At 38.4% G+C, this 24004-nt stretch carries 25 protein-coding genes; 12 read left to right on the top strand and 13 right to left on the bottom strand.

All coding sequences use genetic code 11. From position 1 onward, the window contains the following. Window positions 1–109: 109 nt before the first annotated feature. The 3 genes from MKY84_RS10655 to MKY84_RS10645 all read left to right on the top strand — a co-directional run bounded on the left by MKY84_RS10655 (window position 110) and on the right by MKY84_RS10645 (window position 5600). Window positions 110–3172 carry an efflux RND transporter permease subunit gene (locus MKY84_RS10655; RefSeq protein ID WP_342525981.1) on the top strand — a complete coding sequence of 1021 codons (3063 nt, stop codon included), beginning with the start codon at window positions 110–112 and terminating at the stop codon, window positions 3170–3172. Window positions 3173–3396: 224 nt separating this feature from the next. Continuing rightward, complete coding sequence (locus MKY84_RS10650; RefSeq protein WP_342525980.1) at window positions 3397–4170, top strand: TerC family protein; 774 nt, start codon at window positions 3397–3399, stop codon at window positions 4168–4170. A gap of 77 nt (window positions 4171–4247) precedes the next feature. Next, window positions 4248–5600 carry a TrkH family potassium uptake protein gene (locus MKY84_RS10645; protein ID WP_342525979.1) on the top strand — a complete coding sequence of 451 codons (1353 nt, stop codon included), beginning with the start codon at window positions 4248–4250 and terminating at the stop codon, window positions 5598–5600. Between the two features lie 94 nt (window positions 5601–5694). Here the strand turns inward: MKY84_RS10645 and MKY84_RS10640 are convergent, their stop codons facing one another. Then, window positions 5695–7401, bottom strand: a complete 1707-nt coding sequence (locus MKY84_RS10640) for a DUF4080 domain-containing protein (protein ID WP_342525978.1) — start codon at window positions 7399–7401, stop codon at window positions 5695–5697. 137 nt (window positions 7402–7538) lie between these two features. On the opposite strand from MKY84_RS10640, the gene MKY84_RS10635 reads away from it, so the two are divergent. Continuing rightward, entirely contained in the window at window positions 7539–8330 is a 792-nt protein-coding gene (locus MKY84_RS10635) for a histidine kinase dimerization/phospho-acceptor domain-containing protein (protein WP_342525977.1), read from the top strand. A gap of 323 nt (window positions 8331–8653) precedes the next feature. Further along, window positions 8654–9103: a MarR family transcriptional regulator gene (locus tag MKY84_RS10630; protein ID WP_342525976.1), complete on the top strand. Its 450-nt coding sequence runs from the start codon at window positions 8654–8656 to the stop codon at window positions 9101–9103. Window positions 9104–9261: 158 nt separating this feature from the next. Here the strand turns inward: MKY84_RS10630 and MKY84_RS10625 are convergent, their stop codons facing one another. The 3 genes from MKY84_RS10625 to MKY84_RS10615 all read right to left on the bottom strand — a co-directional run bounded on the left by MKY84_RS10625 (window position 9262) and on the right by MKY84_RS10615 (window position 10863). Beyond that, a complete protein-coding gene (locus MKY84_RS10625; protein ID WP_342525975.1) occupies window positions 9262–9894 on the bottom strand; it encodes a hypothetical protein in 633 nt (210 codons plus the stop codon). A gap of 46 nt (window positions 9895–9940) precedes the next feature. Further along, entirely contained in the window at window positions 9941–10549 is a 609-nt protein-coding gene (locus tag MKY84_RS10620) for a type II CAAX endopeptidase family protein (protein WP_342525974.1), read from the bottom strand. Window positions 10550–10611: 62 nt separating this feature from the next. Next, the gene (locus MKY84_RS10615) at window positions 10612–10863 is read right to left on the bottom strand and encodes a DUF2187 family protein (RefSeq protein WP_342525973.1); all 252 of its coding nucleotides are present in this window, start codon (window positions 10861–10863) and stop codon (window positions 10612–10614) included. Window positions 10864–10953: 90 nt separating this feature from the next. Here MKY84_RS10615 and MKY84_RS10610 point away from each other — a divergent pair, with 90 nt between their 5' ends. From MKY84_RS10610 to MKY84_RS10600, 3 genes are all read left to right on the top strand, one after another. Beyond that, complete coding sequence (locus tag MKY84_RS10610; RefSeq protein WP_342525972.1) at window positions 10954–11130, top strand: hypothetical protein; 177 nt, start codon at window positions 10954–10956, stop codon at window positions 11128–11130. A 56-nt stretch (window positions 11131–11186) separates the two neighbouring features. Next, entirely contained in the window at window positions 11187–11351 is a 165-nt protein-coding gene (locus MKY84_RS10605; RefSeq protein WP_342525971.1) for an aspartyl-phosphate phosphatase Spo0E family protein, read from the top strand. Between the two features lie 148 nt (window positions 11352–11499). Then, entirely contained in the window at window positions 11500–12363 is an 864-nt protein-coding gene (locus MKY84_RS10600) for an NAD(P)-dependent oxidoreductase (protein ID WP_342525970.1), read from the top strand. A gap of 65 nt (window positions 12364–12428) precedes the next feature. Here the strand turns inward: MKY84_RS10600 and MKY84_RS10595 are convergent, their stop codons facing one another. After that, on the bottom strand, window positions 12429–12905 hold the full coding sequence (locus MKY84_RS10595) for a YkyB family protein (protein ID WP_342525969.1): 477 nt from the start codon (window positions 12903–12905) through the stop codon (window positions 12429–12431). A 101-nt stretch (window positions 12906–13006) separates the two neighbouring features. Here MKY84_RS10595 and fadH point away from each other — a divergent pair, with 101 nt between their 5' ends. The 3 genes from fadH to MKY84_RS10580 all read left to right on the top strand — a co-directional run bounded on the left by fadH (window position 13007) and on the right by MKY84_RS10580 (window position 15205). Continuing rightward, entirely contained in the window at window positions 13007–13765 is a 759-nt protein-coding gene (gene fadH / locus MKY84_RS10590) for a 2,4-dienoyl-CoA reductase (protein ID WP_342525968.1), read from the top strand. Between the two features lie 66 nt (window positions 13766–13831). Further along, window positions 13832–14275: a cyclic-di-AMP-binding protein CbpB gene (cbpB, locus tag MKY84_RS10585; RefSeq protein ID WP_342525967.1), complete on the top strand. Its 444-nt coding sequence runs from the start codon at window positions 13832–13834 to the stop codon at window positions 14273–14275. A 51-nt stretch (window positions 14276–14326) separates the two neighbouring features. After that, window positions 14327–15205 carry a LysR family transcriptional regulator gene (locus MKY84_RS10580; protein ID WP_342525966.1) on the top strand — a complete coding sequence of 293 codons (879 nt, stop codon included), beginning with the start codon at window positions 14327–14329 and terminating at the stop codon, window positions 15203–15205. Here MKY84_RS10580 and MKY84_RS10575 read toward each other — a convergent pair. The 5 genes from MKY84_RS10575 to MKY84_RS10555 all read right to left on the bottom strand — a co-directional run bounded on the left by MKY84_RS10575 (window position 15202) and on the right by MKY84_RS10555 (window position 20354). Continuing rightward, the gene (locus MKY84_RS10575; protein ID WP_342525965.1) at window positions 15202–16407 is read right to left on the bottom strand and encodes an MFS transporter; all 1206 of its coding nucleotides are present in this window, start codon (window positions 16405–16407) and stop codon (window positions 15202–15204) included. The genes MKY84_RS10580 and MKY84_RS10575 overlap by 4 nt on opposite strands. A 166-nt stretch (window positions 16408–16573) precedes the next feature. Beyond that, window positions 16574–17653, bottom strand: a complete 1080-nt coding sequence (locus MKY84_RS10570; RefSeq protein WP_342525964.1) for an ABC transporter substrate-binding protein — start codon at window positions 17651–17653, stop codon at window positions 16574–16576. Then, the gene (locus tag MKY84_RS10565) at window positions 17650–18453 is read right to left on the bottom strand and encodes an ABC transporter permease (RefSeq protein ID WP_342525963.1); all 804 of its coding nucleotides are present in this window, start codon (window positions 18451–18453) and stop codon (window positions 17650–17652) included. The genes MKY84_RS10570 and MKY84_RS10565 overlap by 4 nt, the downstream gene beginning before the upstream one ends. Further along, the gene (locus MKY84_RS10560; RefSeq protein ID WP_342525962.1) at window positions 18440–19258 is read right to left on the bottom strand and encodes an ABC transporter permease; all 819 of its coding nucleotides are present in this window, start codon (window positions 19256–19258) and stop codon (window positions 18440–18442) included. The genes MKY84_RS10565 and MKY84_RS10560 overlap by 14 nt, the downstream gene beginning before the upstream one ends. Next, window positions 19248–20354 carry an ABC transporter ATP-binding protein gene (locus MKY84_RS10555; protein ID WP_342525961.1) on the bottom strand — a complete coding sequence of 369 codons (1107 nt, stop codon included), beginning with the start codon at window positions 20352–20354 and terminating at the stop codon, window positions 19248–19250. The genes MKY84_RS10560 and MKY84_RS10555 overlap by 11 nt, the downstream gene beginning before the upstream one ends. A 115-nt stretch (window positions 20355–20469) precedes the next feature. Here MKY84_RS10555 and MKY84_RS10550 point away from each other — a divergent pair, with 115 nt between their 5' ends. Then, complete coding sequence (locus MKY84_RS10550; RefSeq protein ID WP_342525960.1) at window positions 20470–21129, top strand: TrkA family potassium uptake protein; 660 nt, start codon at window positions 20470–20472, stop codon at window positions 21127–21129. 94 nt (window positions 21130–21223) lie between these two features. Here MKY84_RS10550 and MKY84_RS10545 read toward each other — a convergent pair whose 3' ends face one another. The 3 genes from MKY84_RS10545 to def all read right to left on the bottom strand — a co-directional run bounded on the left by MKY84_RS10545 (window position 21224) and on the right by def (window position 23941). After that, window positions 21224–22891: a ribonuclease J gene (locus tag MKY84_RS10545; RefSeq protein WP_342525959.1), complete on the bottom strand. Its 1668-nt coding sequence runs from the start codon at window positions 22889–22891 to the stop codon at window positions 21224–21226. Between the two features lie 5 nt (window positions 22892–22896). Further along, on the bottom strand, window positions 22897–23103 hold the full coding sequence (locus MKY84_RS10540) for a DNA-directed RNA polymerase subunit epsilon (RefSeq protein WP_342525958.1): 207 nt from the start codon (window positions 23101–23103) through the stop codon (window positions 22897–22899). Window positions 23104–23362: 259 nt separating this feature from the next. Further along, entirely contained in the window at window positions 23363–23941 is a 579-nt protein-coding gene (gene def / locus MKY84_RS10535) for a peptide deformylase (RefSeq protein WP_342525957.1), read from the bottom strand. Window positions 23942–24004: the final 63 nt, after the last annotated feature.

Genomic DNA, 24004 nt, shown 5'->3' with positions numbered 1-24004 from the left:
AACTTATGTCAAAGTTGTTCGCTTTTTTGTGTGACGCAAGTATTGCAGTTTGTAATATTCGTCATATAAAACTATGATTAAAGTAATGCACGTGGAAGGAGTTCACCTCATGAATTTAAGTAGATTTTCAATTCGAAGACCAGTCTTTACGATTGTTACCATGCTGGTCATTCTCATCTTGGGAGGAGTGTCTTTAACAAAAATACCGGTAACACTCATTCCTAATCTAAATCCCCCAATCGGTGTAGTGGTAACCAATTACTCAGGAGCTTCCCCAATTGAAGTAAATGAGAAGCTCACCAAGCCTTTGGAATCTCAGTTCAGTACACTGCCAGGGATTGAATCCGTCAGCAGTACGTCTCAAGAAGGCGCTAATTTTATACTACTACAATTTGATTGGGCCACAAATATTGATGACGTCCAATTAGACATACTTCAACGAATCGATTTGATTCCCTTACCTGAAGGTGCCCAACAACCACGGTTTTTAAAATTTGATCCCGCTCAATTTCCGATTATTCAACTTGCCATCAATTCAACAGGTGAAGAAAATATTGCAGAGTTAGCCGATGAAATCGAGCAGCAATTGCTTCGTACAGATGGCGTTGCCAGTGTCAGTATTTCAGGAACAATGATTGAAGACATCATTGTGGATACAGATCCTGAAGTTCTCGAGGAACAAGGACTTGCACTGTCAGACGTTGTTCAAGCAATTCAGGCTTCAAATGTTTCTCTACCAGGGGAACCAATCGAAACCGAAGATAATCAAAAACTAACGACTCGAGTAGTATCCAGCGTGACTTCTGCAGAGGATGTTGCGGGACTTGCTATCACAGTGAATCCTCTAACAGGTGACTCGGTAACAGTGGCTGATGTGGCGGATGTTCGAGTAGGCGAACGCTCTCAAGGCACAATTACTAGAGCTAACGACGAACCTGCGATACTAGTTTCTGTGTTCCAAGAGTCAAGTGCTAACACAGCAAGCGTATCCACTAACTTTCAAGAAAATGTAGATGATCTTTTAAGTCAAGAAAAGTATGAAAATGTGGAAGCAAACATTCTCTTTGACCAAGGAGACTATGTCAAACTTGCCATAAACAATATAGGGCAATCCTTACTGTTTGGTGCATTGTTTGCCATGATTATCTTGTTTGTATTCTTACGAGGCATACGCAGTCCAATCATTGTCGGAGCTGCCATCCCGTACTCAGTTGTTGTTACTTTTGTGCTTATGTACTTCACAGGATTTTCACTAAATATCATGACTCTAGGTGCTCTTGCATTAGGGATTGGTATGTTGGTCGATAATTCCATTGTAGTCATCGAAAATATCGAAAGACATATGGGTCTAGGGAAAGATCGCAAAGAGGCAGCATTAGTTGGTACGAAGGAAATGGCGGGAGCGATTACAGCTTCTACTTTAACAACAATAGCTGTATTCGTTCCAGTTATCTTCTTATCTGGTCTAATAGGCCAATTGTTCACAGAGTTTGCATTGACAATATCCTTTAGTCTCTTTGCATCATTAGTAGTAGCTTTAACCATTATTCCAATGGCAGCGAGCTTGTTGTTAAAAAAACCAAAAGGAAACAGTGAAGCAAAAAGACGTCGTTCTCGTGCCTATAGCAATTATGAGCGTTCTATTAAATGGGCACTTGGTCACCGTATTTTATTGCTAGTGATGACAACCGTATTAATTGGTGTGTCAGTAGTAGGACTTCTTCGAGTAGGTACAGAGTTCTTACCAGCAACGGATGAAGGATTTGTTACTGTTCGAGTCGAATTACCAAATGGCGCGTCAGTAGATGGAACAGAAGAGGTCGTCTCAGAAATGGAAACAATTTTTAAAGACCAAGAAGATGTAGAAGTTTATACATCCTTGATTGGTAGCACTCAACAGGGTCAATCGCAAGGGTCAGGTTCTCAAAATGAAGCTGAAATTTACGTGAAATTAGTCGACCTTGATCAACGTGAACGTTCAATCTTTGAATTCGTTGACGATGTAAAACCAACCGTGGAAGAAACGATTGGAGAACGTGCGGAAGTCGAATTTGCGCTGCAAACAGCTGCAGGTTCCACACCAAATTCGTTAACATTCACCATGACGTCATCAGATAATCAAGAATTGGAACAAGCAGTAGAGAAAGTTGAATCGAGTATTCGAGAAGCAGAGTATGTAACAGAAGTATCCAGTGATTTTTCAGACACAGTAGACGAGGTAGTCATAACGATTGACCGTCAACAAGCGCTGGATTATGGATTTGTTCCTGCTCAAATCGCACAGACAGTTACGGACGCTACTCGTGGTGTGTTTGCAACTCAATTGGTAACTGAACAAGATGAGGTATATAGCGTTTTCGTTCAATACCCTATGGATACCTATGAATCAGCAGGTGAGCTGGCAAACTTTAATTTACGCGCACCTTCTGGTGAATTTGTGGCACTTGAAGATGTTGCTGAAATTTCAACCGTTGCTTCTCCAGTATCTATTCGACAAGTCGATCAGCAACAAGCAGTGACAGTGGAGTTAACTTATGAGTCTAGCCAAACACTAGGCGATATGTCGACGCGAATTGACGAAATCATTGCAGATGCTGAACTTTCAGAGGCTGTAGAAGTAACCTTTGGTGGTGACCGCGAACTATTGGAAGATGCGGCAGCTGATATGATTTTAGCCGTCATCTTAGCCGTTGTTCTAGTGTACCTTGTTATGGCAGCTCAATTTGAATCTTTTAAATATCCTTTCGTCATCTTATTCACAGTTCCACTGATCATCATTGGGATTGGAATTGGTTTATTCATCACTTCAACACCATTAAGTATTCCAGCAGTAATCGGGGTGCTGATACTCGTGGGAATTGTGGTGAATAACGGTATCGTGTTGGTAGATACTATAAACACTAGAAAAGCAGAAGGCATGAATTCTTATGATGCCATAGTGTCTAGTTCCAAAGATCGGATTCGTCCAATTCTTATGACGGCATTGACGACGATTCTAGGATTGGTACCACTTGCATTGGGTATTGGAGAAGGAACGGAAATCAACCAACCGATGGCAATTGCTGTAATTGGTGGTTTGACATCGAGTACTTTCTTCACACTATATATCGTGCCAATCATCTATAGTCTGCTGGACCAAGAGACTCGTAAAAAAACTTCTCAAACAATTTAAAAAAAATTTACACAAATTAGCGATGTGGTATACTGTTTTCATAACAGAATAGACCTTGACTCTTTGTCAAAGGGGAGTAGCTTTAGGGTATAGCCCTATTTCATAGTCGTCATCTTGTGGCTCAGCCATCGGTTATGATTGGTAGATCGCATCTGCTTAGCAAGACCTTTGCCTTTTATTAGGCATAGGTCTTTTTTGTTGAAAAAATTAGAGGAGTGAACAAGTTGGAAGCAGTATTATTAGAATATGGTTGGGTATTACTCGTACTAATCATTTTAGAAGGGCTTCTTGCCGCAGATAATGCAGTAGTTATGGCAGTTATGGTAAAACACTTACCAAGAGAGCAACAGAAAAAAGCTTTATTTTACGGACTTATGGGTGCTTTCATCTTCCGCTTTGCGGCCCTGTTCTTAATTACTTTCTTAGTAAACATTTGGCAGGTACAAGCAATCGGAGCAGCTTATTTATTGTTTATCTCCATAAAACATATTTGGGATCAGAGAAAACATAAAGAACAGTTAGCGGATACACACCGTCCTGAAACAAAAGGTTCTGGATTCTGGATGACAGTTCTAAAGGTAGAACTGGCAGACATCGCATTTGCAATCGATTCAATGCTAGCAGCGGTTGCGATTGCTGTTACGTTACCTGAAGTTGGAAACGTCGAAATCGGTGGAATCAATGGTGGTCAGTTCGCTGTTATGTTCTTTGGTGGGGTTGTTGGATTAATCATCATGCGTTTTGCGGCACACAAGTTTGTTAAACTTTTAGCAAAATATCCTTCACTTGAAACAGCAGCCTTTTTAATCGTAGGTTGGGTAGGTGTGAAGTTACTTGTGTTAACTCTTTCACATGAAGATGTCGGAATTTTAGACGAACATTTCCCGCACTCTACTGAATGGAAATTAGTGTTCTGGAGTGTACTGTTAGTTATTGCAGTTGGCGGCTATTTATTAGGCGTTCGACAAAATCGCAAAACTGCTGACGAAAATTTATAGAAAAGATAGGAGAAATCCTATCTTTTTTTTGTGGAGTTTTCTATACTAAAGGGTATCAAGAAGAAGGAGCCACGATTATGAAGCAAGTACCACTACCTTCAACGAAAAGTTTTACACCTGCGCAAATTATCGTGTCTTATTATTTTATAGCGATAGCTATTTCAGTAGGTTTGTTGTCACTACCAGGAGTGAAAGAACAAGATGCGTCTCTTTCATTTATTGATACTATTTTTGTGGCAGTTAGTGCTGTCAGTGTAACGGGTCTAACACCTGTCAATATTGCCGATACGTTCACAGTCTTTGGTTACGTAATAATTATGATGATTCTGCAACTCGGTGGAATTGGTATCATGTCGATTGGTACATTCATTTGGCTACTGGCCGGGAAAAAGATTGGATTACGTGAACGTCAACTCATTATGATTGATCACAATCAACCCAACCTATCTGGTGTTGTAAAACTAATTCGTGAGATTGTTAAAATTTTGTTACTTATTCAACTTGTCGGGGCAACAATTTTATCTCTATATTTTATGCAATTTTATGAAAGTCCCCGTTTCGCCATTTTAAATGGCATATTCTCGACAATCTCTGCCACAACCAATGGTGGTTTTGATATCAATGGAGATTCTTTGCAGTCATTTAGAGGCGATTATTTTGTTCAATCGATACACATGTTATTAATTATCATGGGAGCGATTGGATTCCCTGTATTGATCGAGGTTAAAGAGTTCTTATCAAATAAAAACAAAACGTTCCGTTTTTCACTTTTTACAAAGATTACAACTGCTACATATGCAGCCCTACTTGTAATTGGTGCCATCGGGATATTTATTCTGGAATACTTTAATACCTTCCGCTACATGGTTTGGCATGATGCTATATTTGGGGCGTTGTTCCACTCTGTATCATCACGCTCGGGTGGCCTCACCACAATGAATATAGAATTGTTTGATCAAGGAACAAACTTTTTCATGTCTTTTCTAATGTTTATCGGTGCTTCACCCAGTTCAGTGGGTGGAGGAATACGAACTACGACATTTGCAATTGCGTTGCTATTTCTAATTAACTTTTCACGAGGGAAAAACCAAATTCAAATCTTTGGTCGAGAGATTCATCTAATTGACGTGTTTCGCTCTTATGCTGTCATCTTACTTGCAGCAATGATGGTGATTTTTGCTACTATTTTATTAACAGTGACGGAGCCTACAATTCCTATCACCGCATTAATTTTTGAAATCACAAGTGCTTTCGGAACCTGCGGGATGTCCTTGGGAGTTACGGATGACTTATCCACTGTTGGGAAATTTACTATCATGTTACTCATGTTTATAGGTAGGGTAGGAATTATTTCATTCTTGTTCACGCTTGGTGGTAAATCGAACACAACTAAATTCCACTATCCAAAAGAACGCGTAATTATTGGTTAAAAAAGAGGTTAAGACAAAATTAAAATCAGCAAGTTCTCTAGAATTCCAGAGAATTTGCTGATTTTTGCGTATGTTGAGTTCTATTAATTTTTTCCTAGTTTATTTCGTGTGGTTGAAGTGTGAACCAATGATGATTTTGCCCAAAGAAATAAACAATGGGTGTTAACGTACCGTCTACAACGAGCTCTGTAACAAATGCTTGTTTAAAAAGTTCTCGTTCATGGAGTTGTTGTTCTACCAAATAGTTGTAGCTTTCACGTTGAGCAATTACTGCATGCAAAATCTTCGAACGGGACTCAGGTGATAGCGTCTCTTTCCACCACACTTGTCGAGGGATGAATTTTTGATGGGCAAGAAAATCTAACTTCATATTTGTCAGGACATGGTCATCCATTTTGTCTACTGAAAGTAGAAAAGCATTTAGACGTTTGAATAAATCATCAAACTGGTGTCCAATGCGTGACCAGTTGTGACTTTCCCAGTAAGAGCCAAACTGTTGAAAGAAATCAAAAGGCGTATCAAACACTGCTGTGACTAAATACTCAATTGTTCGTTGGAATTTTTGGCTGTTCCAATATTTCTCTAATATATCTTCGACTTGTTTGATTTTGATGATTTCATTGAATGACAGTACATTATTTCCGACAATTTCATAAGGTGCCTGATCGACATATTGGTAGCCATAGATAGCTGAGTCTATACGTAAGCCAGTTCCGCGTAAAAGCTTCAAAAAGCCCAATTGAAGCTCCTCGGGTCGCAGAGCGAACACATCGTTGAATGTTTTACGGAATGAATTGTAATCTTCATCAGGAAGGCCGGCAATCAAGTCTAAATGTTGATCAATTTTTCCGCCATCGCGTACCATCGTGACGGTGCGCGTCAATTTTTCAAAGTTTTGTCGTCTCTTAACTAAATCATTCGTGTGATCATTCGTAGATTGCACACCAATTTCAAATCGAAACAATCCTTTTGGCGCGTTATCATTCAGGTATTGAATTACTTCAGGACGCATAATATCAGCAGTTATCTCGAATTGGAAGACAACACCCGGTCTATGCTCTTGAATTAAAAATTCGAACATCTCCATAGCATAGCTGCGTGAGATATTAAAAGTGCGGTCTACAAATTTAATGACTTTTGCACCATTCGCCATCAAGTAACGAATATCCTCTTTGACATGCTCTCGTGCAAAATAGCGCACACCCACTTCGATGGAAGAGAGGCAGAACTGACAAGAAAATGGACAACCTCTGCTCGTTTCTACATAAGTGACACGTTTTGCTAAGTGAGGGATGTCTGATGGGTCACGGTAGGGTGAAGGTGATTGTCTCAAATCAAGTTTAGCCGGTAACATATGAAGTTTGTAAGAATCCTCTTTTAAGTAAGCGATTCCTGCTACGTCTTTGAAATCACGACTACCCGACTGAAATTCAAGAAATTGGCGGAATGACTCTTCGCCTTCACCTATAATAATATAGTCGATTTCTCTATGGTTTTTTAACCAGTAATCAGTATCGTAAGAAACTTCTGGACCACCTAAAACAATGACTGTCTCTGGAGAAATCGTCTTATACATGGCCACAACTTTTAAGGTCTCTTCGATATTCCAGATATAACAACTGAACCCCAGAATAGAAGGTTTTTGTTGATAAATTTCACTGACAATAGAGAGGATAGGATCCTTGATTGTAAATTCCTTAAGATCAACTGAAAATTGATTTTCACAATACGCTTTTAGATGACGAATTGCCAAATTAGTATGAATATATTTTGCATTTAATGTCGCTAATAATGTCTTCATGGAATCTTCCTTTCACCATATATATTCTAACAGGCTAAACTTGTCGACAATATAGGCTTAAATACCCATGCACATTAGTGTGATAATATGGAATAATCAGAATTAGTTGTTAAATTGGGTTGGAAGGGGAAAAGTCGGTGATTATTGAGAAATATTATAAGAAGAAGTATGAGTATATGTTTGATAAATTTACTTCAGGAATCATTATAATCAACGAGTTTAGAAGAATTGAGGAGTTGAATCAACAAGCCGCTATTCAATTAGGTCTATCACAAAATCAGCTGATCAATCAGTCCTTTACAGAGCTCATAAATATCTTAACAATAACACCGGCTGATATTTTTTCAATTAAAAAGGGGTTAACTGAAAAAGGGTATCATGAACTAGACACTTCATTAAGTTCAGGAGGAGGTTTGTGCAAGTATCTTACAGTTCACATTCATAAAATTACAGAAGAAAACAAATATTTTATCCAACTGGCAGATTGTACTGAAAAATTATCGCTTCAACAAAAACTCGCTCAAGCAGAATCTCTAACAAATTTAGGAGAATTAGCTGCTAGCATTGCTCATGAGATTCGCAATCCCATGACATCTTTAAAAGGTTTCACACAGTTAATGCTATCTGAAACAAATGATAGAGGGACCAAATATTTGCAAGTCATACAGCAGGAAATAGACCGCATCGATAAGATATTGAATGAATTTTTGATGCTGTCCAAACCGAAACAATATACTCTGGAGACAATAAATCTTCAGCAGCTAGTCATGGATGTCGTGGATTTTATGAGTCCTCAAGCGTTGTTATATGGAGTTGAGTTGAAACGGATTCACCGTACAAGTGTAGAAAAGATTTATGCGGATCCTATCACAATGAAGCAGCTTTTAATTAATAGTATTAAGAATGCAATAGAAGCCATGCAAGACTGAGGGACCATTACAGTTGTTGTAGATTCCCGTGATAATGAAATTGAAATTAGTATTCATGATGAAGGGACCGGAGTCGATTTAACTAATCTTGAACAATACTTTCAAGTTTTCTATACGACAAAAGAGTCAGGTACAGGTCTTGGCCTTGCACACGCAGCTCGTGTGATGGAAGATATGAAGGGAAGAGTTGAGGTGTCCAATAACTTGGCTGGGGGTGCCAGTTTCTACTTCTATTTCCCTATCCTTTTAGCAAACACGTTTTGACAACTTATGTACTAGGCACTATAATTGGAGACAGCGTAATAGAGATAGGTGGGACAACTATGGTGTCTGAAAAGGAACGTTTAGAGGCATTAAAATTGTTTATAGTACTTTCCAGGTCTCATAAAGTATTGCATGAGGCAACAAATCAGTTTTTTCAGGATAATGGCTTAAACCCTACTGAATTTGCTGTATTAGAGCTTTTGTATCATAAAGGAAGACAGGCTTTACAAAAAATCGGCAGCAAAATTCTACTGGCAAGTGGTTCAATAACTTATGTGGTCGATAAACTAGAACGAAGAGGGTTAATCATACGAATAGCTAGTGACGAAGACCGTCGTGTCACCTATGCTGAAATTTCAGCAGAAGGACGCTCTTTCATGGACGAATTATTTCCAAAGCATGAACTTCAATTAGTAGAATTGTTAAATGTACTCTCTAGTGAGGAAAAAGAAACGTTAACAGTGTTACTGAAAAGATTAGGGCTATCAATTAAAAATTTATCTGTTTGAGAACTAATGATGGAACTAAAAAATTTAAGACAAAATTAAATCAGCAAATTCTCTAGGGTGAATTCTAGAGAATCTGCTGATTTTATTTGCTTTGATTTCCGCTCAACTTCTAACTAGCTTAGTTCTTATACTTTATTTTGTCCAAGTCTCCTAAAAGGTTACTCATGAGTCTGGAAAGTAGAAAGCATTTGTAGATAATCCCCTGTTTTCATATCTTCCGCACTATCATAGATAGTTGCTCGAACTAAATGAAGTTCAGTTTCAAATACATAACCAGTAACCTTACCTGACTCAATCATCATTTCATAGCCTATTGGCATATCTACATTTGGAAGTTTCGCTGGTGTTGCGATCTCCATCAAAGAACCTTCCGCATCTGATGCTTGAATGGTCTGTTGTAATGTCTCGATGGTTTGTCCTCGATCTGCTTCATCTTTGCTAAACGTTTCTACACGCATAAAGACGGCATCATTTGCATCGAAGTAAATAACATCTCGATTTGGTTCTTCAGCCGTTAAAGAATAGCCATCCATAAGTTCTAGTGAAAAAGGTTGGTTATCACTTTCAACACGCTCTCCGATTGCTGTTGTCTCTTCTGACGTTTCTTCGGTAGCTTCTTCAGTTGCTTCTTCGTCAGTTTCTTCAGTTTGTTGTTCCTCAGGGGAAGTGCTTTCTTCACCAGCTGTTTCCTCTGTAGGTACTGGTTCAGCTTCCTCATTAGTTGTGGAGCCACAAGCTGCTAATAGGACTATAAGTGCCGTTAGTGCCGTAAGATGTTTCCAATACTTCATAGCGTTCACTCCTTTATGTAGTAGACGGATGCATCTGATAAATGTTTCATAGGATTGGTAGAATCAAGAATAAAAGAATTAATGCTGTTATGTGTGTAACGATGAGCAGAGGCATACTTTTTTTCCATTCGTATAAAAGGCCCCAAAGTAAACCCACGATAAACCCTGCAATTGCTCCATAAACAAAACCACCGACTAACAGAGAAATTGAAAATAGTATAGAAGCTGCAACAACAGCATAAAAAGTTGGTAAATAGTTTTTTAAGTATTGTTGGACAAAACCTCGCCAAAAAAATTCTTCTGCTGGCGCAATGATGAAAAATAGCAGCATGAAATGCCAGATTGTATTAGGACCAAACTGCTCCAAAAATTGGTGGATTTCACGGACTGATAAAAATGGTATACTGTCTAAAATCCAATAACTTGCTGCGAATAAAAAGTAAGTGATTGTACCATACCCAACACCAAGCAATAAATATTCAAGAGTTTGGACTTCATCTTCAACTTTTGCGTATAGTAAGGAGACACCCATCAAAAATAAGATGGTGAATGAATAAAAGTACCAAAATGTTTCTTTATCTTGAAATGTGAAAAAAAAGAATCCAAAAGCTATAGCAAGAATTGTTAAAAACTTATAAAATTGTAATGATTGCAATTCAAAGCTCCTTTCCAAAATGAACTAAGAAAGAAAACCGCAAAACCAAATGGTCAGGCGGTTTATTGCTCTTGATTTTGATCTGATTCTTGCTCTAATTCTTCATCTACATTTGGTTCTTGATCTGATTCTTCAGAGCCTTGTATTATTTTATAGCGCTTGTGATTGATAACTGTTTTTTCTTCCATCTCAAGTTCATCAAAATTTTCCATGATAGTTAAATCTACAATTACTGAATTTTCGTTTACTTTTTCAACAACACCTTGTAAACCATCTTTAAATTCTATAATATTTCCAATTTCAGCTATTTTCAACGAAATGACCCCCTTCTCTATATTCACAGTTTGCCTTAAACCGTGAGCTTCGTAAAGGGAAAACTATAAAAATAAGACAAGAGGTATAGAATGAAACAATTTGAACAATTAAAAGCAGGAGAATTGAAGGAAATACTACTCACTAAACAAGAGTTTCTAGAAGTGCGTGAACAACTGATGAAAAGGGAGGATTTTAAACATTTCATTGGAACAGCTTATCCTGGTGGTTCAGTGAAATATGTTTGGAGCCCGACTGCAAGAACATGATTGAAGTGAAGTATAAAGATAGTGTACACTGTTAAAAAGTGGATGGGAGGTGCACAATGACAAACGCATTACTCACTCGAATGGAGCAAATCAGACAAGATATGATACAATGTGCATCTGAAAAGGGTCTGTCTGATGAATCGACCATTCGCCTAAGTGAAGAGCTGGATCAGCTCATTAATCAATACTATAAAGAATTTAAAAATAATACTAAAAAATAGGTTTATGACTTGTGACAAATGGCAATACTAATATAGAACACAGCAACATTCTCATTTCCCCCTTTTTAGAATCATTCAATTTATTGAATGGTTCTCTTTTTTTGTCGTGTATAATAGAACAGAGAAAGCAAATAGAAAGGGGATTATTATGCAAATTGGTTTTATTGGAACTGGTGTGATGGGTGCAAGCATTTGCAAGCATCTATTAAACGCAGGACATACATTACATATCTTTACACGTACGAAAGAAAAAGCGGCAGAACTGATTGAATTAGGGGCATCTTGGTATGGATCGCCAGCTGAAGTAGCTCACCAAGCTGAAGTTGTATTCACAATGGTAGGTTATCCTCAAGATGTAGATCAAGTGTATACAGGTGATCAAGGTTTGTTTGAATCCACGAGTGCCAAAACATTTATAGATTTAACGACTTCTACACCTGAACTTGCTCGCAATTTAGCGGAGCAAGGTCAGAAATTAGGTTTTCAAGTGATTGATGCCCCTGTATCAGGTGGCGATATCGGCGCACAACAAGGTGTGCTTTCCATTATGATTGGCGGAGATGAAAAGACGGTCGAATCATTGCAATCACTTTTCACATTATTCGGCAAGAATATTGTCTATCACGGTGCACCTGGCGCCGGACAACATACAAAGATGTGTAATCAAATAGCTATTGCTTCTACAATGATCGCTGTTTGTGAATCGCTTACTTATGGGAAAAAAGCTGGATTAGATTTAAATAAAGTATTGGAATCGATCACGCAGGGAGCTGCAGGATCTTGGTCGTTATCAAACCTTGGACCAAAAATGATAGCGGAAGATTATCAACCTGGGTTTTACATTAAGCACTTTGTGAAAGATATGGGTATTGCCTTAAGTGAAGCAGAACGCATGGGTATCAAGTTACCCGGTTTGACACGTGTAAAGTCTTTGTATGATGATCTTATAACTGAAGGATTTGAAGATGAGGGCACTCAGGCGCTCATTCGTCATTATAAAAAGCAGTGGTAAATTAAATCAGTAGCTTCTCTTGAATTTTTTCAAGAGAAGCTACTGATTATTTTTTTCAAGCTTCACTAGTTTTTAAATGGGTTTTTTTGAGCTCTTCTATATTCTGAAGGAGAGGGTGTGGTTGATAGTGAGGTATAAAAAGCAGGTACTGTCTTCTTTTTAACTTGTGGGCTAACAACTTGTAGGCCGAGAAAGCTCTCTAATTCTTTTTTTGCATGCTGCAGACTCATTTTTGAAGCAGGGTTAGAATAATCAAAGTCAAGTTTTCCTAAGTGAGGTAATTTTTTATCCTCTGGGCTTGAAGGTAGATGAAAAAGATAGGAATCAAATTCAACCAATGTAGTCGAATGTTGTTTGCTTCGAGTAGGATTTTCTGAAAAATGAAGTCCTGTTTTTTTGGCATAGCCAAGTTCAATCAACTTAATTAATGTATCTTTTTTTAATTGGTATAAAGGTTTTTTATCTTGTGCCGTCTTTACGTGCCGATTAACAGTGTAAAGAGCTTGAGCTAATTGGGTTTGTTTTTGTTTAGAAATAGTCATCGAATTCACCTCCTCCTTAAGTATAGCAGAAAAGTGTGGAAACAAACGGCAATGTCCTGTACTATTATGAGTGAATATTCATTCAATTTGGAGGGGATTGTATGGGCAAAACGGTTATTATTACAGGTGGATCATCAGGTATGGGAAAATACATGGCTGAAAAATTTATAAAAGAAGGCAACCAAGTTGTCATTACGGGAAGAGACTTAGAAAAACTACAGGCAGTGAAAGAAGAGTTTTTAAAAAGCGGAGATATTGACATCTTTCAAATGGATGTACGGGACCCTGAGCATGCAAAAGCAATGGTGGATTTTACTGTAGAGCGTTTTGGAACGGTAGATGTTCTTGTAAACAATGCAGCAGGTAACTTCTTAGTGGCTGCTGAAAACCTGAGTCCGAATGGCTGGAAAGCTGTAATTGATATAGTGCTTAATGGAACGTTCTATTGTTCAACTGCTGTTGGGAACTATTGGATTGAAAATGGCAAAAAAGGATCGATTCTTAATATGCTGGCCACATACGCTTGGGGTGCAGGTGCTGGAGTTGCACATTCAGCAGCGGCTAAAGCAGGTGTCATGTCGCTTACAAGGACTCTGGCTGTGGAATGGGGTAGTAAGTATGGTATTCGAGTAAACGGTATCGCACCAGGTCCTATTGAGCGAACAGGAGGAGCCGATAAATTATGGGAATCTCAAGAAGCTGCGGAAAGAACGCTTCGCTCTGTTCCTCTAGGGCGTCTTGGCAAGCCAGAAGAAATTGCAGAATTAGCTTCGTTTATCGTCTCAGATAAAGCAGCTTATATGAATGGAGAGATTGTTACGTTAGATGGTGGACAATGGTTAAATAGTCATCCGTTTTGACTAAATTTTAGTATTCCATTTTTTTCTGTGATATGATGAAAGAGCAGAAAAAAGGAGTAGATAGAAATGCTATCAGTTAGCTCAAGAGATTTTCTTAAGCTCCCGATCAAAGAGTTCATTATTCCATCTGAGAAAGTTGCTCATGTGCAACTTGGCAATAATACAGAGCATGCTCTACTAGTCTTAACGAAGACTGGTTACTCATCGATTCCCGTTTTGGATATGCGGTATCGAATGCATGGCATGATCAGTGTACAACAAATTACAGATGAAATATTAGGCTTAGACCGGATAGAATATGAAAGATTAGATTCCATTAAAGTTGATGAAGTTATGACTCGTGATTTTGTGAAGATAAATGAACGTGATACGTTCCAACGCGCATTAGATTTACTGATCAACCATCCCTATGTATGTGTTGTAGGCGATGAAGATACGTTTCTTGGGATTATGACGCGTCGTGTAGTTATGAAACAATTAAAAAAACAACTCTATTTGTCACTTGATTAAATTGAGACCCTTCTAAGCAAGGGTCTTTTTATCTGTGGGGAGAGATGAATGATGTACTCTGATTATGAAATCGTTGTGATCTTATCAAAAGAACAAAATATGAGACGGGCTGCTGAGAAGTTGTTCCTGACTCAGCCGGCGTTATCTCAACGCTTACAAAATATCGAAAAAGAATGGGGTACCCAATTATTTATACGTTCTCAAAAAGGGTTATTGCCAACTCCTTCGGGAGAAATCGTGCTTGAACTGAGCCAAGATGTTATTCAAAAAAGGGAATTAGCTTTAGAAAAAGTGCAACTGCTCTCTTCCAAAGTTCATGGCACTTTGAAAATAGCCTGCGCATCCATTGTGGGGCAAAATTGGTTGCCAACAGTGTTGAAAAAGTATGTAAACAGCTATCCTGAAGCAAAAATTTCTTTACACACTGGTTGGAGTTCAGAGATTGTTCGTTCTTTAGTGGATGGGGAAGCACAAATTGGCATTGTGAGAGGGCAAACTGAATGGAAAGGGAAGAAAATTCATTTGTTTCGAGACACATTGTATTTAGTAGACCAAGAAATGACGTCTCTTGAACAAGTGAAACGGTCCAATAAACCCTTTATTCAATTTAAGAGTGACTCTAGCTATTACCAAGAGATTCAACAATGGTGGCAGAAAAATTTTTCAATGACTCCAAAGCAACAAATAGTTGTCGATCAAATCGAAACATGCAAGCAGATGGCGCTTAATGGGCTCGGTTATGCAATTCTTCCTTCCATTACACTTTCCGACTATGATCAAATAAACAAGATACCTTTAATTCACGAAGACCCAGCGTTCGAATTGACTCGCGATACTTGGTTGATTGGTTATGATGCTGCTTTTGAATTACCTCAAGTAGCCAGCTTTGTGAAGATGGCAACAGAAGAAACAGAGCAAGGTACCCTTTAAAGGGCACCTTGCTCTGTTTGTGTTTCTTGTAAATTGATGTCTTTTTTCTTCATCCAGCCGAAGGTTAAAAAGAAAGTACCTAAGAGGACGACTGCACCAACTGTAAATGGTAGATTGAAGTTGATGTCAAATAGAATCCCAGCAAGAGCAGGGCCTACCATGTTTCCTAGACTCATATAGGCATTATTCATACCTGCTGCAAAACCTTGTTCTTGTCCAGCTAACTTCGACACCACGGTATTTACTGCTGGACGAATGAGTGTAACTGCTATTGAGAATAAAGTTGCTACTAATAAGATACTGAAGAATTGGTTAACGAACAGCATACCAAACAATGTTACAGCAGCAAATGCTAAACTGCTCAAGATTATTGCCATTTCTCCAAAATGTTTGAACAGCTTTTCAATTAGGAACATTTGTATGACAACGCCAACAAACCCTCCTGCAGTCAAGACAATCGCAATTTGTTCGGGAGTGAAACTAAATTTATAATTCATATAAAGAGCAAAGGTTGCTTGAAAGTTCGAGATTCCAAACGAGAAAATGAAAATAATCAGGAGCATTACAAAGTAAGGTGTATGGAAAGATCGTTTCATTTGTTGAACAATATTTTCCCTTGCTTTATTCGGTTCAGCCACTTCTTTATTGCGAATATCCGGCAGCACAAAGATTGAGAACACCATTGCTACAAATGCGGTGGCTCCAGATACGTAGAAGGGGAAGTTTAAACTAATTGCAGAGAACAAGCCCCCAATACCTGGGCCAATCATAAAGCCTAGTGACATGGCGGCACCGATATAGCCCATTCCTTTACCGCGGTCTTCATAGGAGGTAATATCAGCAACAAATGCCATAGTAGGAGGGATTAAAAATGCCCCGCCAATACCGCTTATGAAGCGTGCAGCATATAACATCCACTCTTGGGTAGCGGTACCAAACCATAGTTGTGAAATCCCAAATAATGCAAGTCCAATGACAATTAATTTTTTTCTTCCGTATTTGTCTGAAAGGTCTCCTGCGATAGGAGAAAATACAAATTGCGCAAACGCAAATGCGGCAATGATAAGGCCGAGAGCTTGTCCAGCCGCTCCAAATGTCTCTAAGTATTTCGGCATAATCGGCACGATAAGGCCAATACCAGCCATAATGATAAACATGTTGAACATTAAGAGATATATAATAAAAGGGTTATTTTTTTTCATACAATTCCTGCTTTCTTCTGAGTATACGCTTGATAAATTATAGCATAGAGCCAACAATATCAAAAATTTCGAGACTCGAAATGGAATCCAAAAAAATAAGAAGATTCTCTAGAATAAACTCAAGAGAATCTTCTTATTAAAGTTTTGGCCACGCCTTGTTGATTAGTTAGTTTCGATTCATACTCATTTTAAATTCTAAGAAATATTCATTGTATTTACCGAGCATTTCAGGTCCAAGATCCGTGTATACTTCAAGTTCTTCACGCATCTCTTCTGTAGGATAAAAACGAACATCACCTGTGACCTCAGGGTCCATTAAATCAAGCGCAAGTAAGTTAGGAGTTGAATAGCCTACATAGTCTGCATTTTGGGCTGCTATTTCAGCATCTAGCATAAAGTTAATGAACTTATGAGCACCTTCCACGTTACCAGCAGTTTTAGGAATGATCATGTTGTCAAACCACAGATTCGATCCTTCTTGAGGAACACTGTAATCGATATCTTCATTTACATACATGATATCTGCCGCTTGACCAGACCAAACAAGTGCAATGGCAGCTTCATCTCTGCGCATCGTTTCAACAATCTCATCACCAATGATGGCCTTTACATTTGGGCCAAGTTCCATTAATCGATCCGTTGCAGCGCGCAGTTCTTCATCATCTGTAGAGTTAAGAGAATAGCCTAATGTGTTTAGACCCATTCCCATCACTTCACGTGCTCCATCGACTAAAATAACTTCTTGTTCAAGTTCGGGTGACCAAAGATCACTCCAACTCTCAAAAGTTTGACCATCTAAAAGAGTGGGATTAAAAGCAATTCCAACTGTGCCCCAAAAGTACGGAATAGAATATTGATTACCGGGATCAAAAGGTAAATCTAAAAAGTAAGGATCGATATTTTCTAAATTTGGAATTTTTGATTGATCGATAGGGATGAGTAAATCTTCTTCCTTCATCTTCTCTATCATATATTCAGAAGGCATTGCAATGTCATAACGAGTACCACCCTGTTGGATCTTTGTCAGCATGGCCTCATTGGAATCGAATGTCTCATAAATGACACGAATCCCAGTCTCTTCTTCAAATTGAGTAATAAGTTCTGGATCGATATATTCTCCCCAGTTAAATACTGAAATAGTGTCGGAGCTTGCACGGCCAGAAGAGTCATTCAGTTGTGTATTGAGATAAAACAGCACTGCAACTGTAGCAAGTATTAACACGGTTATTCTAACCAATGATTTCATTTTGGCACCCCCGCTTGGAATGGTGTTTTCGCCCGGTTCACTACAAAGTAGTACCCTAATACAAGAATTAGAGTAACGATAAATAGTAATCCTGAGAGTGCATTAATAGTTAAAGTAATACCAGCTCGAGCCATGGAGTAAATTTCAACAGAAAGTGTTGCAAAACCATTTCCTGTAACGAAAAAAGTAACCGCAAAGTCATCGAGTGAATAAGTCAGTGCAAGGAAGAACCCAGCAAAAATTCCTGGACGAATATAAGGAATGATTACGCGAGTAAATACATCGCGACGAGTGGCGCCTAAATCACGAGCAGCGTCTACTAGAGTAGAACTCATCTCTTGAAGTTTTGGAAGCACCATGATGACTACAATCGGTACACTAAAAGCAATATGAGATATTAGCACGGAAGCAAACCCTAGACGAACACCAATCATAGTAAATAATATTAAGAAAGAAGCACCAATAATTACGTCAGGGCTGACAATGAGTACATTGTTTAAAGATAAAAGAGACTGACGTAAGCGTTTATTTGTAATATAAACGATACCTACTGCACCAAGTACTCCAATTGCAGTTGAGATCAGCGCCGATAATAGGGCTACAATAATTGTATTTAACACTATGCTAAGCAATCGTGTATCTTGGAAAACTGCTGCATAATGCTCCCAAGTAAAGCCTTCAAAATTCGACATGTTTCCTGCACTATTAAATGAATAGAAAATTAGATAAAAAATTGGTGCATATAAAATGATAAAAACGAATGCCAAGTAGACTTTTGCTAATTTACTAGTAGTTCCCACGCTGATTCACTCCTTTCTCACGGTCTCCAGTAATAATCATGATGATGACCATGAATACGATCAAGAAGACAGCAATGGTCGAGCCCATTCCCCAGTTTTGAGTCACTAAGAATTGTTGCTCAATGGCAGTACCCAGTGTGATAACTTTATTACCTGCAATCAATCTTGTAATCATGAAGAGCGAGAGGGCAGGGATGAAAGTGGCTTGAATACCCGCCTTTACACCTCCGAGTGCAAGTGGCCAAATGATTTTTCGGAAAGTGATCCATTGGCTCGCCCCTAAATCTCGTGAAGCGTCGAGTAGTGCAGGATTTAATTTATCAAGTGCATTAAAAATCGGTAAGATCATGAAGGGAATAAAAATATAAACAGAAACGAATATAAAACTAAAATCAGTATAAAGAATTTGTTGGCGTTCGAGTCCGAGGAACGATAAAAAGTTGTTGATTGAACCGTTCATCCCAAAGATTCCGATAAAAGCATATGTTTTTAATAGTAGGTTAATCCAAGAAGGGATAATAATTAAAAGCAGCCAAAGCTGTTTTTGTTTTGTCTTGGTAATCCAATAAGCTGTTGGGTAAGCAATCAACAAAGTAAAGACTGTAATTAAAGAGGCATACCAAAACGAACTAAGTGTTAACGACAGATAAGTGCCGGTAAAGAAATTTTGATAATTTTCAAAGGTGAAATTACCTTGAATATCGAAAAATGAGTAATACCCTACTAACAGAATAGGTGCTACAACAAATAGCACCATCCATAAATAATAAGGAACCATCAAAAATGTTCGTGACTTAGTTTCCATTGGCAGTAACCTCGTACGATTCTAAGCGGCGATCGAATTCTTCTTCAGATTCGTTCAATCGCATGATATGAATCGCTTCTGGGTCAAAGTCTAATCCGATAGTTGAACCGACCTCTGCTTTGCGAGTGGAGTGAACTAACCATTCATTGCCATCTTGATCGTAAGTGGAAAGCTCGTAATGAACACCGCGGAATAATTGAGTATCTACTCGAACATTCATTTTTCCTTGATCAATTCCCTTGATTTCTAAATCCTCAGGACGAATTACGATATCTACTTTTTCACCCGATGAAAGACCTCTGTCTACACATTCAAACTCTTTTGTTCCGATTTGCACACGGTAATCCGCAATCATGATTCCTTCAACTATATTAGATTCTCCAATAAAGTCTGCAACAAATCGGTTGATTGGTTCGTCATAAATATCAAGTGGTGTTCCACTTTGAACGATTTGTCCATGACTCATAACAAAAATCTCATCTGACATTGCCAACGCTTCTTCTTGATCATGAGTTACAAAAATGAACGTTTTGCCTAGACGTTGTTGAAGTTCACGCAATTCATATTGCATTTCAGTTCTTAATTTTAAATCAAGCGCAGATAAAGGCTCATCTAATAAAATAATTTCCGGGTCATTGACAATAGCTCGCGCAATTGCGACACGCTGGCGTTGCCCTCCAGACATCTCCTCAATTTCACGTGTTTCATAGCCTTCTAGATTCACGAATTTTAGTGCTTCCTTCACTTTGCGGTCTACTTCAGCAGACTTTAGCTTTTTGATGCGAAGACCAAACGCGATGTTCTCAAAGACATTCAAATGCGGGAACAAGGCGTAATCTTGGAAAACTGTATTGACCTGTCGATTATTAGCAGGTACATCATTAATGATTTTTTCATTTAAATGAATGTTGCCTGATGTCGGCTGAATGAAGCCTGCAATCAAACGCAAAATGGTCGTCTTACCACAGCCAGAAGGTCCAAGAAGTGTATAAAATTTCCCTCGTTCAAGCTCAAAATTTATATTATGTAAAACTGGTTCGTTCGATCCGTAAGATTTACTGACGTTTTCAAAACGAATGATCGGTGCGTTCGACACGGCGTTACCTCCAAATTGACAAAGATTAGTGTTAATTTTATCATAAGTTTCTCTCGATAACGAAAGTTTTTGATGTATGATGGAAATAGTGGTCGAAAGGGAAGTGGGTAATACTATGAAGAAAGAATTTGTAGTCATCGGACTTGGTCGATTCGGAGGAAGTATTGTAAAAGAATTGATTGAGCAGGGTGCAGATGTTATGGCGATAGACATTGAAAGTGAGAAGGTAGATGAATTCGCACCTGTTGCTACCCAAGCAGTAGTGGCAGACACGACAGATGAGGCTGTATTGAAGTCTTTAGGTATTCGTAACTTTGAGCATGTCATTGTAGCTATCGGAGATAACATACAATCTAGTATTTTGACGACCCTAATGTTAAAAGAACTAGGTGTCAAACGCATTACAGTAAAAGCGCAAAATGACTATCATGAAAAAGTTTTACTGAAATTAGGCGCAGATAATGTTGTCCATCCTGAGCGGGATATGGGAATTCGAATTGCAAATAACATTCTGTCCAATAACGTACTGGATTACTTAGAGCTTTCCGATGAACATTCTATTATGGAGTTAATCGTAAACTCGAAGTTGGCCGGCAATTCACTTATCGATTTAGATATTCGTGCAAAATATGGCATCAATATCGTGGCCATTAAGAGAGGAAGATCTATTCTTGTATCTCCTCAAGCTGATGAAAAACTTCAAGCGAATGATATTTTGATTATTATTGGAGCAGATGTCGACATCAATCGATTCGAAAAGAAAGTGTTCAACTAAAACTTAACCTAATCAAAAAACAGTGGAGTCTCTGGAATATTCTAGAGAATCCACTGTTTTTATTTGTGTTGAGTTGTAGTCTGAATTAAGATTCTTACACTTCCATAATTACAGGTAAGATCATTGGTTTACGCTTAGTCTTATCATAAAGATGAGGACCAAGAACATTAATGACTTCTGACTTTAAGTCATCCCATCCTTCAGGATTGTCTTTCGTCAGGCCTCTTAAGTGGCGATTTAACATTTGTTGCGCTTCATTGATCATCATGCCGGATTCTCTCATGTAGACAAATCCTCGAGAAATCAAATCAGGACCAGAAACGATGCGCTTCTTCTTTAAGTCTACTGTTAACACGACTATGACTAAACCTTCCTCAGAAAGTACGCGTCGATCGCGAAGAACAATATTACCAATATCGCCAATACCGCTACCATCGATGTAAACATCACCTGAAGGCACACGGCCTGCAACTGTTGCATCATCTGCAGTCAGGGCTAGGACATCTCCGTTCTCCATGATAAACGTGTTTTCTTTAGGGATATCACAGTCCACAGCTAATTCACTGTGCAATTTCAACATGCGGTATTCCCCGTGAATTGGCATAAAGAATTTTGGTTTCATAAGACGAAGCATTAACTTCTGCTCTTCTTGTGAACCGTGTCCAGAAGTATGAATATTATTTAATGAGCCGTGAATCACTTCTGCTCCAGCTCGGTAAAGTAAATTGATCGTACGGTTAACACTTGCTCGGTTTCCTGGAATCGGAGAAGACGAGAAGATAACAGTGTCACCTGGTTGGATCTGGATTTGACGGTGTGTACCATTGGCAATTCGAGAAAGAGCAGCCATTGGCTCTCCTTGAGAACCCGTACACAAAATCAATACTTCATTTGCTGGCAAGCGATTCAATGCATTCGTGTCGATAAATGTTTCTTTAGGCGCTGTAATATAGCCTAGTTCACGACCGATCGTAATTGCATTGTCCATGCTTCTTCCGAATACAGCTATTTTACGACCATAACGAACAGCAGCATCGGTAACTTGTTGAAGTCGATGTATGTTGGATGCAAATGTAGCGAAGATGATTCGAGTATCAACCTTGCGGAAAATACTGTCCATGCTTTCGCCAACTTTACGTTCAGACATCGTGAAGTTTGGAATTTCGGCATTTGTCGAATCGGAAAGTAAGCAGAGAACGCCTTCTTTACCGATTTCAGCCATTTTTGTTAAGTTTGCAGGCTCACCTACAGGTGTAAAGTCAAATTTGAAATCACCTGTATGTACAATATTGCCTGAAGGTGTTTTAACAACAAGACCATACGCATCTGGAATACTGTGTGTTGTTGTATAGAAAGATATAGATGTTTTTCTGAACTTAATAACGTCATCTTCAGAGATTTCGGTCATTTTTGTTTGACGTAAAATGCCATGCTCTTCAAGTTTTTTGCGAAGTAGACCTAACGCAAGTTTACCACCGTAGACAGGCATGTTTACTTTCTTTAATAAGTAGGGGATACCACCAATATGATCTTCATGACCATGCGTGATAAACAATCCTTTAATTTTATCTTGGTTTCGAACAAGATACGTATAATCTGGAATGACATAATCAATTCCTAGTAAATCGTCTTCAGGAAACTTAATTCCTGCATCAATTACAATTATTTCATCTTGAAATTGTACTGCGTACGTATTTTTACCGATTTCACCTAGTCCGCCTAGTGCGAAAACAGCTGTTTGATCATTCCGAACAAATTTCATAAGTCTTATTGTTCAACCTTATAGTTTTCGCTAGCTTGTTCGTACGCAAGGTGCGCACCTTCTAGCAATTGGACGAATTCAATCATCATAGGGCGTTTACTCAATTTTTTACGAACTTCACGTTCTGAGTCAGCCTCGATATAAATGCACTTTGTGTTTTCGCGGACGGGTACCTGTGTAGGGTTTTCTTGATACAATACTTTGTAAATCATTTTTTTCTTCTCCTTTTTCACGTTCAGATTCATTGCAATTCTCTTTATCTTAGCATGTGCACATAGGAAAATAAAGAAAACCCCTCTAAAAAATATTTAGAGGGGTAAAGTCTACGCTACAGTTTTTTTGCCGAGAATTTCGCCGAGACGTTTGAGCATTTTTTTTCGTAAACGTTTCAACATTATACTCACTCCTTATAAGTAAGTATAAGCGAAAATCACAATATAGTAAAGTATTTATTCTGAAAAGTCAAACTATTTAACTTTCAAGGTTTTCCTTTGCGCTATGCCTTTCGTAAGGTATTGAATTTGGAACGGAAGCATAAGGGTTCTCTTGATTAATATGATCATAAAACATAATTCCATTTAAATGATCCATCTCATGTTGAAACGCTATTCCTTTTAATCCTTTTAAGCGCATAGAAAATTCTTTACCCGTCTCGTCGAAGGCTGAGATCGAGATGCGTGCATAACGCGGAACAAGACCTTCAATATCTTCATCAACAGAGAGACACCCTTCACCAGTTGTGATGTATGTTTTCTCGACGGAATGACTTTTAATTTTTGGATTTATAAAAATACGACTTAGTAATTCATCGTTTTCTGTAAGATGCAGGGCAAACATACGCACAGAATGATTTACCTGTGGAGCAGCAAGTCCTATGCCTGGTCGAAGATTGTGTTCTTCAGCAAGAACTGGATCCTGACTCATCTTTACATAAGTCACTAAGTCAGATGCCAGTTGAAGTTGTTGCTCAGAAAGTGGGAAGTGGAGCTCATCTGCTTTTTTACGAAGCGTTGGATGACCATCTCGTATAATATCTGTCAGTGTAATCATCAAATCAATCCTTTCTAACGTAGAGTATATCAAATTCTAAGCCAATATTCTTATTGAAAACGA

Source organism: Chryseomicrobium sp. FSL W7-1435 (genome assembly GCF_038595005.1).
Taxonomy (GTDB): Bacteria; Bacillota; Bacilli; order Bacillales_A; family Planococcaceae; genus Chryseomicrobium.
Note: the sequence above shows the minus strand (reverse complement) of the source record. Positions and strands in the feature narration are given on the sequence as shown.

What these genes read in the sequence shown, in the direction of transcription:
- MKY84_RS10655 (WP_342525981.1), top strand. Translation starts at nt 110, where the DNA reads ATGAATTTAAGTAGATTTTCAATTCGAAGACCAGTCTTTACGATTGTT.
- MKY84_RS10645 (WP_342525979.1), top strand. Translation starts at nt 4,248, where the DNA reads ATGAAGCAAGTACCACTACCTTCAACGAAAAGTTTTACACCTGCGCAA.
- MKY84_RS10640 (WP_342525978.1), bottom strand. Translation starts at nt 7,401, where the DNA reads ATGAAGACATTATTAGCGACATTAAATGCAAAATATATTCATACTAAT.
- MKY84_RS10630 (WP_342525976.1), top strand. Translation starts at nt 8,654, where the DNA reads ATGGTGTCTGAAAAGGAACGTTTAGAGGCATTAAAATTGTTTATAGTA.
- MKY84_RS10625 (WP_342525975.1), bottom strand. Translation starts at nt 9,894, where the DNA reads ATGAAGTATTGGAAACATCTTACGGCACTAACGGCACTTATAGTCCTA.
- MKY84_RS10610 (WP_342525972.1), top strand. Translation starts at nt 10,954, where the DNA reads ATGAAACAATTTGAACAATTAAAAGCAGGAGAATTGAAGGAAATACTA.
- MKY84_RS10605 (WP_342525971.1), top strand. Translation starts at nt 11,187, where the DNA reads ATGACAAACGCATTACTCACTCGAATGGAGCAAATCAGACAAGATATG.
- MKY84_RS10600 (WP_342525970.1), top strand. Translation starts at nt 11,500, where the DNA reads ATGCAAATTGGTTTTATTGGAACTGGTGTGATGGGTGCAAGCATTTGC.
- MKY84_RS10595 (WP_342525969.1), bottom strand. Translation starts at nt 12,905, where the DNA reads ATGACTATTTCTAAACAAAAACAAACCCAATTAGCTCAAGCTCTTTAC.
- fadH (WP_342525968.1), top strand. Translation starts at nt 13,007, where the DNA reads ATGGGCAAAACGGTTATTATTACAGGTGGATCATCAGGTATGGGAAAA.
- cbpB (WP_342525967.1), top strand. Translation starts at nt 13,832, where the DNA reads ATGCTATCAGTTAGCTCAAGAGATTTTCTTAAGCTCCCGATCAAAGAG.
- MKY84_RS10580 (WP_342525966.1), top strand. Translation starts at nt 14,327, where the DNA reads ATGTACTCTGATTATGAAATCGTTGTGATCTTATCAAAAGAACAAAAT.
- MKY84_RS10575 (WP_342525965.1), bottom strand. Translation starts at nt 16,407, where the DNA reads ATGAAAAAAAATAACCCTTTTATTATATATCTCTTAATGTTCAACATG.
- MKY84_RS10570 (WP_342525964.1), bottom strand. Translation starts at nt 17,653, where the DNA reads ATGAAATCATTGGTTAGAATAACCGTGTTAATACTTGCTACAGTTGCA.
- MKY84_RS10560 (WP_342525962.1), bottom strand. Translation starts at nt 19,258, where the DNA reads ATGGAAACTAAGTCACGAACATTTTTGATGGTTCCTTATTATTTATGG.
- MKY84_RS10550 (WP_342525960.1), top strand. Translation starts at nt 20,470, where the DNA reads ATGAAGAAAGAATTTGTAGTCATCGGACTTGGTCGATTCGGAGGAAGT.
- MKY84_RS10545 (WP_342525959.1), bottom strand. Translation starts at nt 22,891, where the DNA reads ATGAAATTTGTTCGGAATGATCAAACAGCTGTTTTCGCACTAGGCGGA.
- MKY84_RS10540 (WP_342525958.1), bottom strand. Translation starts at nt 23,103, where the DNA reads ATGATTTACAAAGTATTGTATCAAGAAAACCCTACACAGGTACCCGTC.
- def (WP_342525957.1), bottom strand. Translation starts at nt 23,941, where the DNA reads ATGATTACACTGACAGATATTATACGAGATGGTCATCCAACGCTTCGT.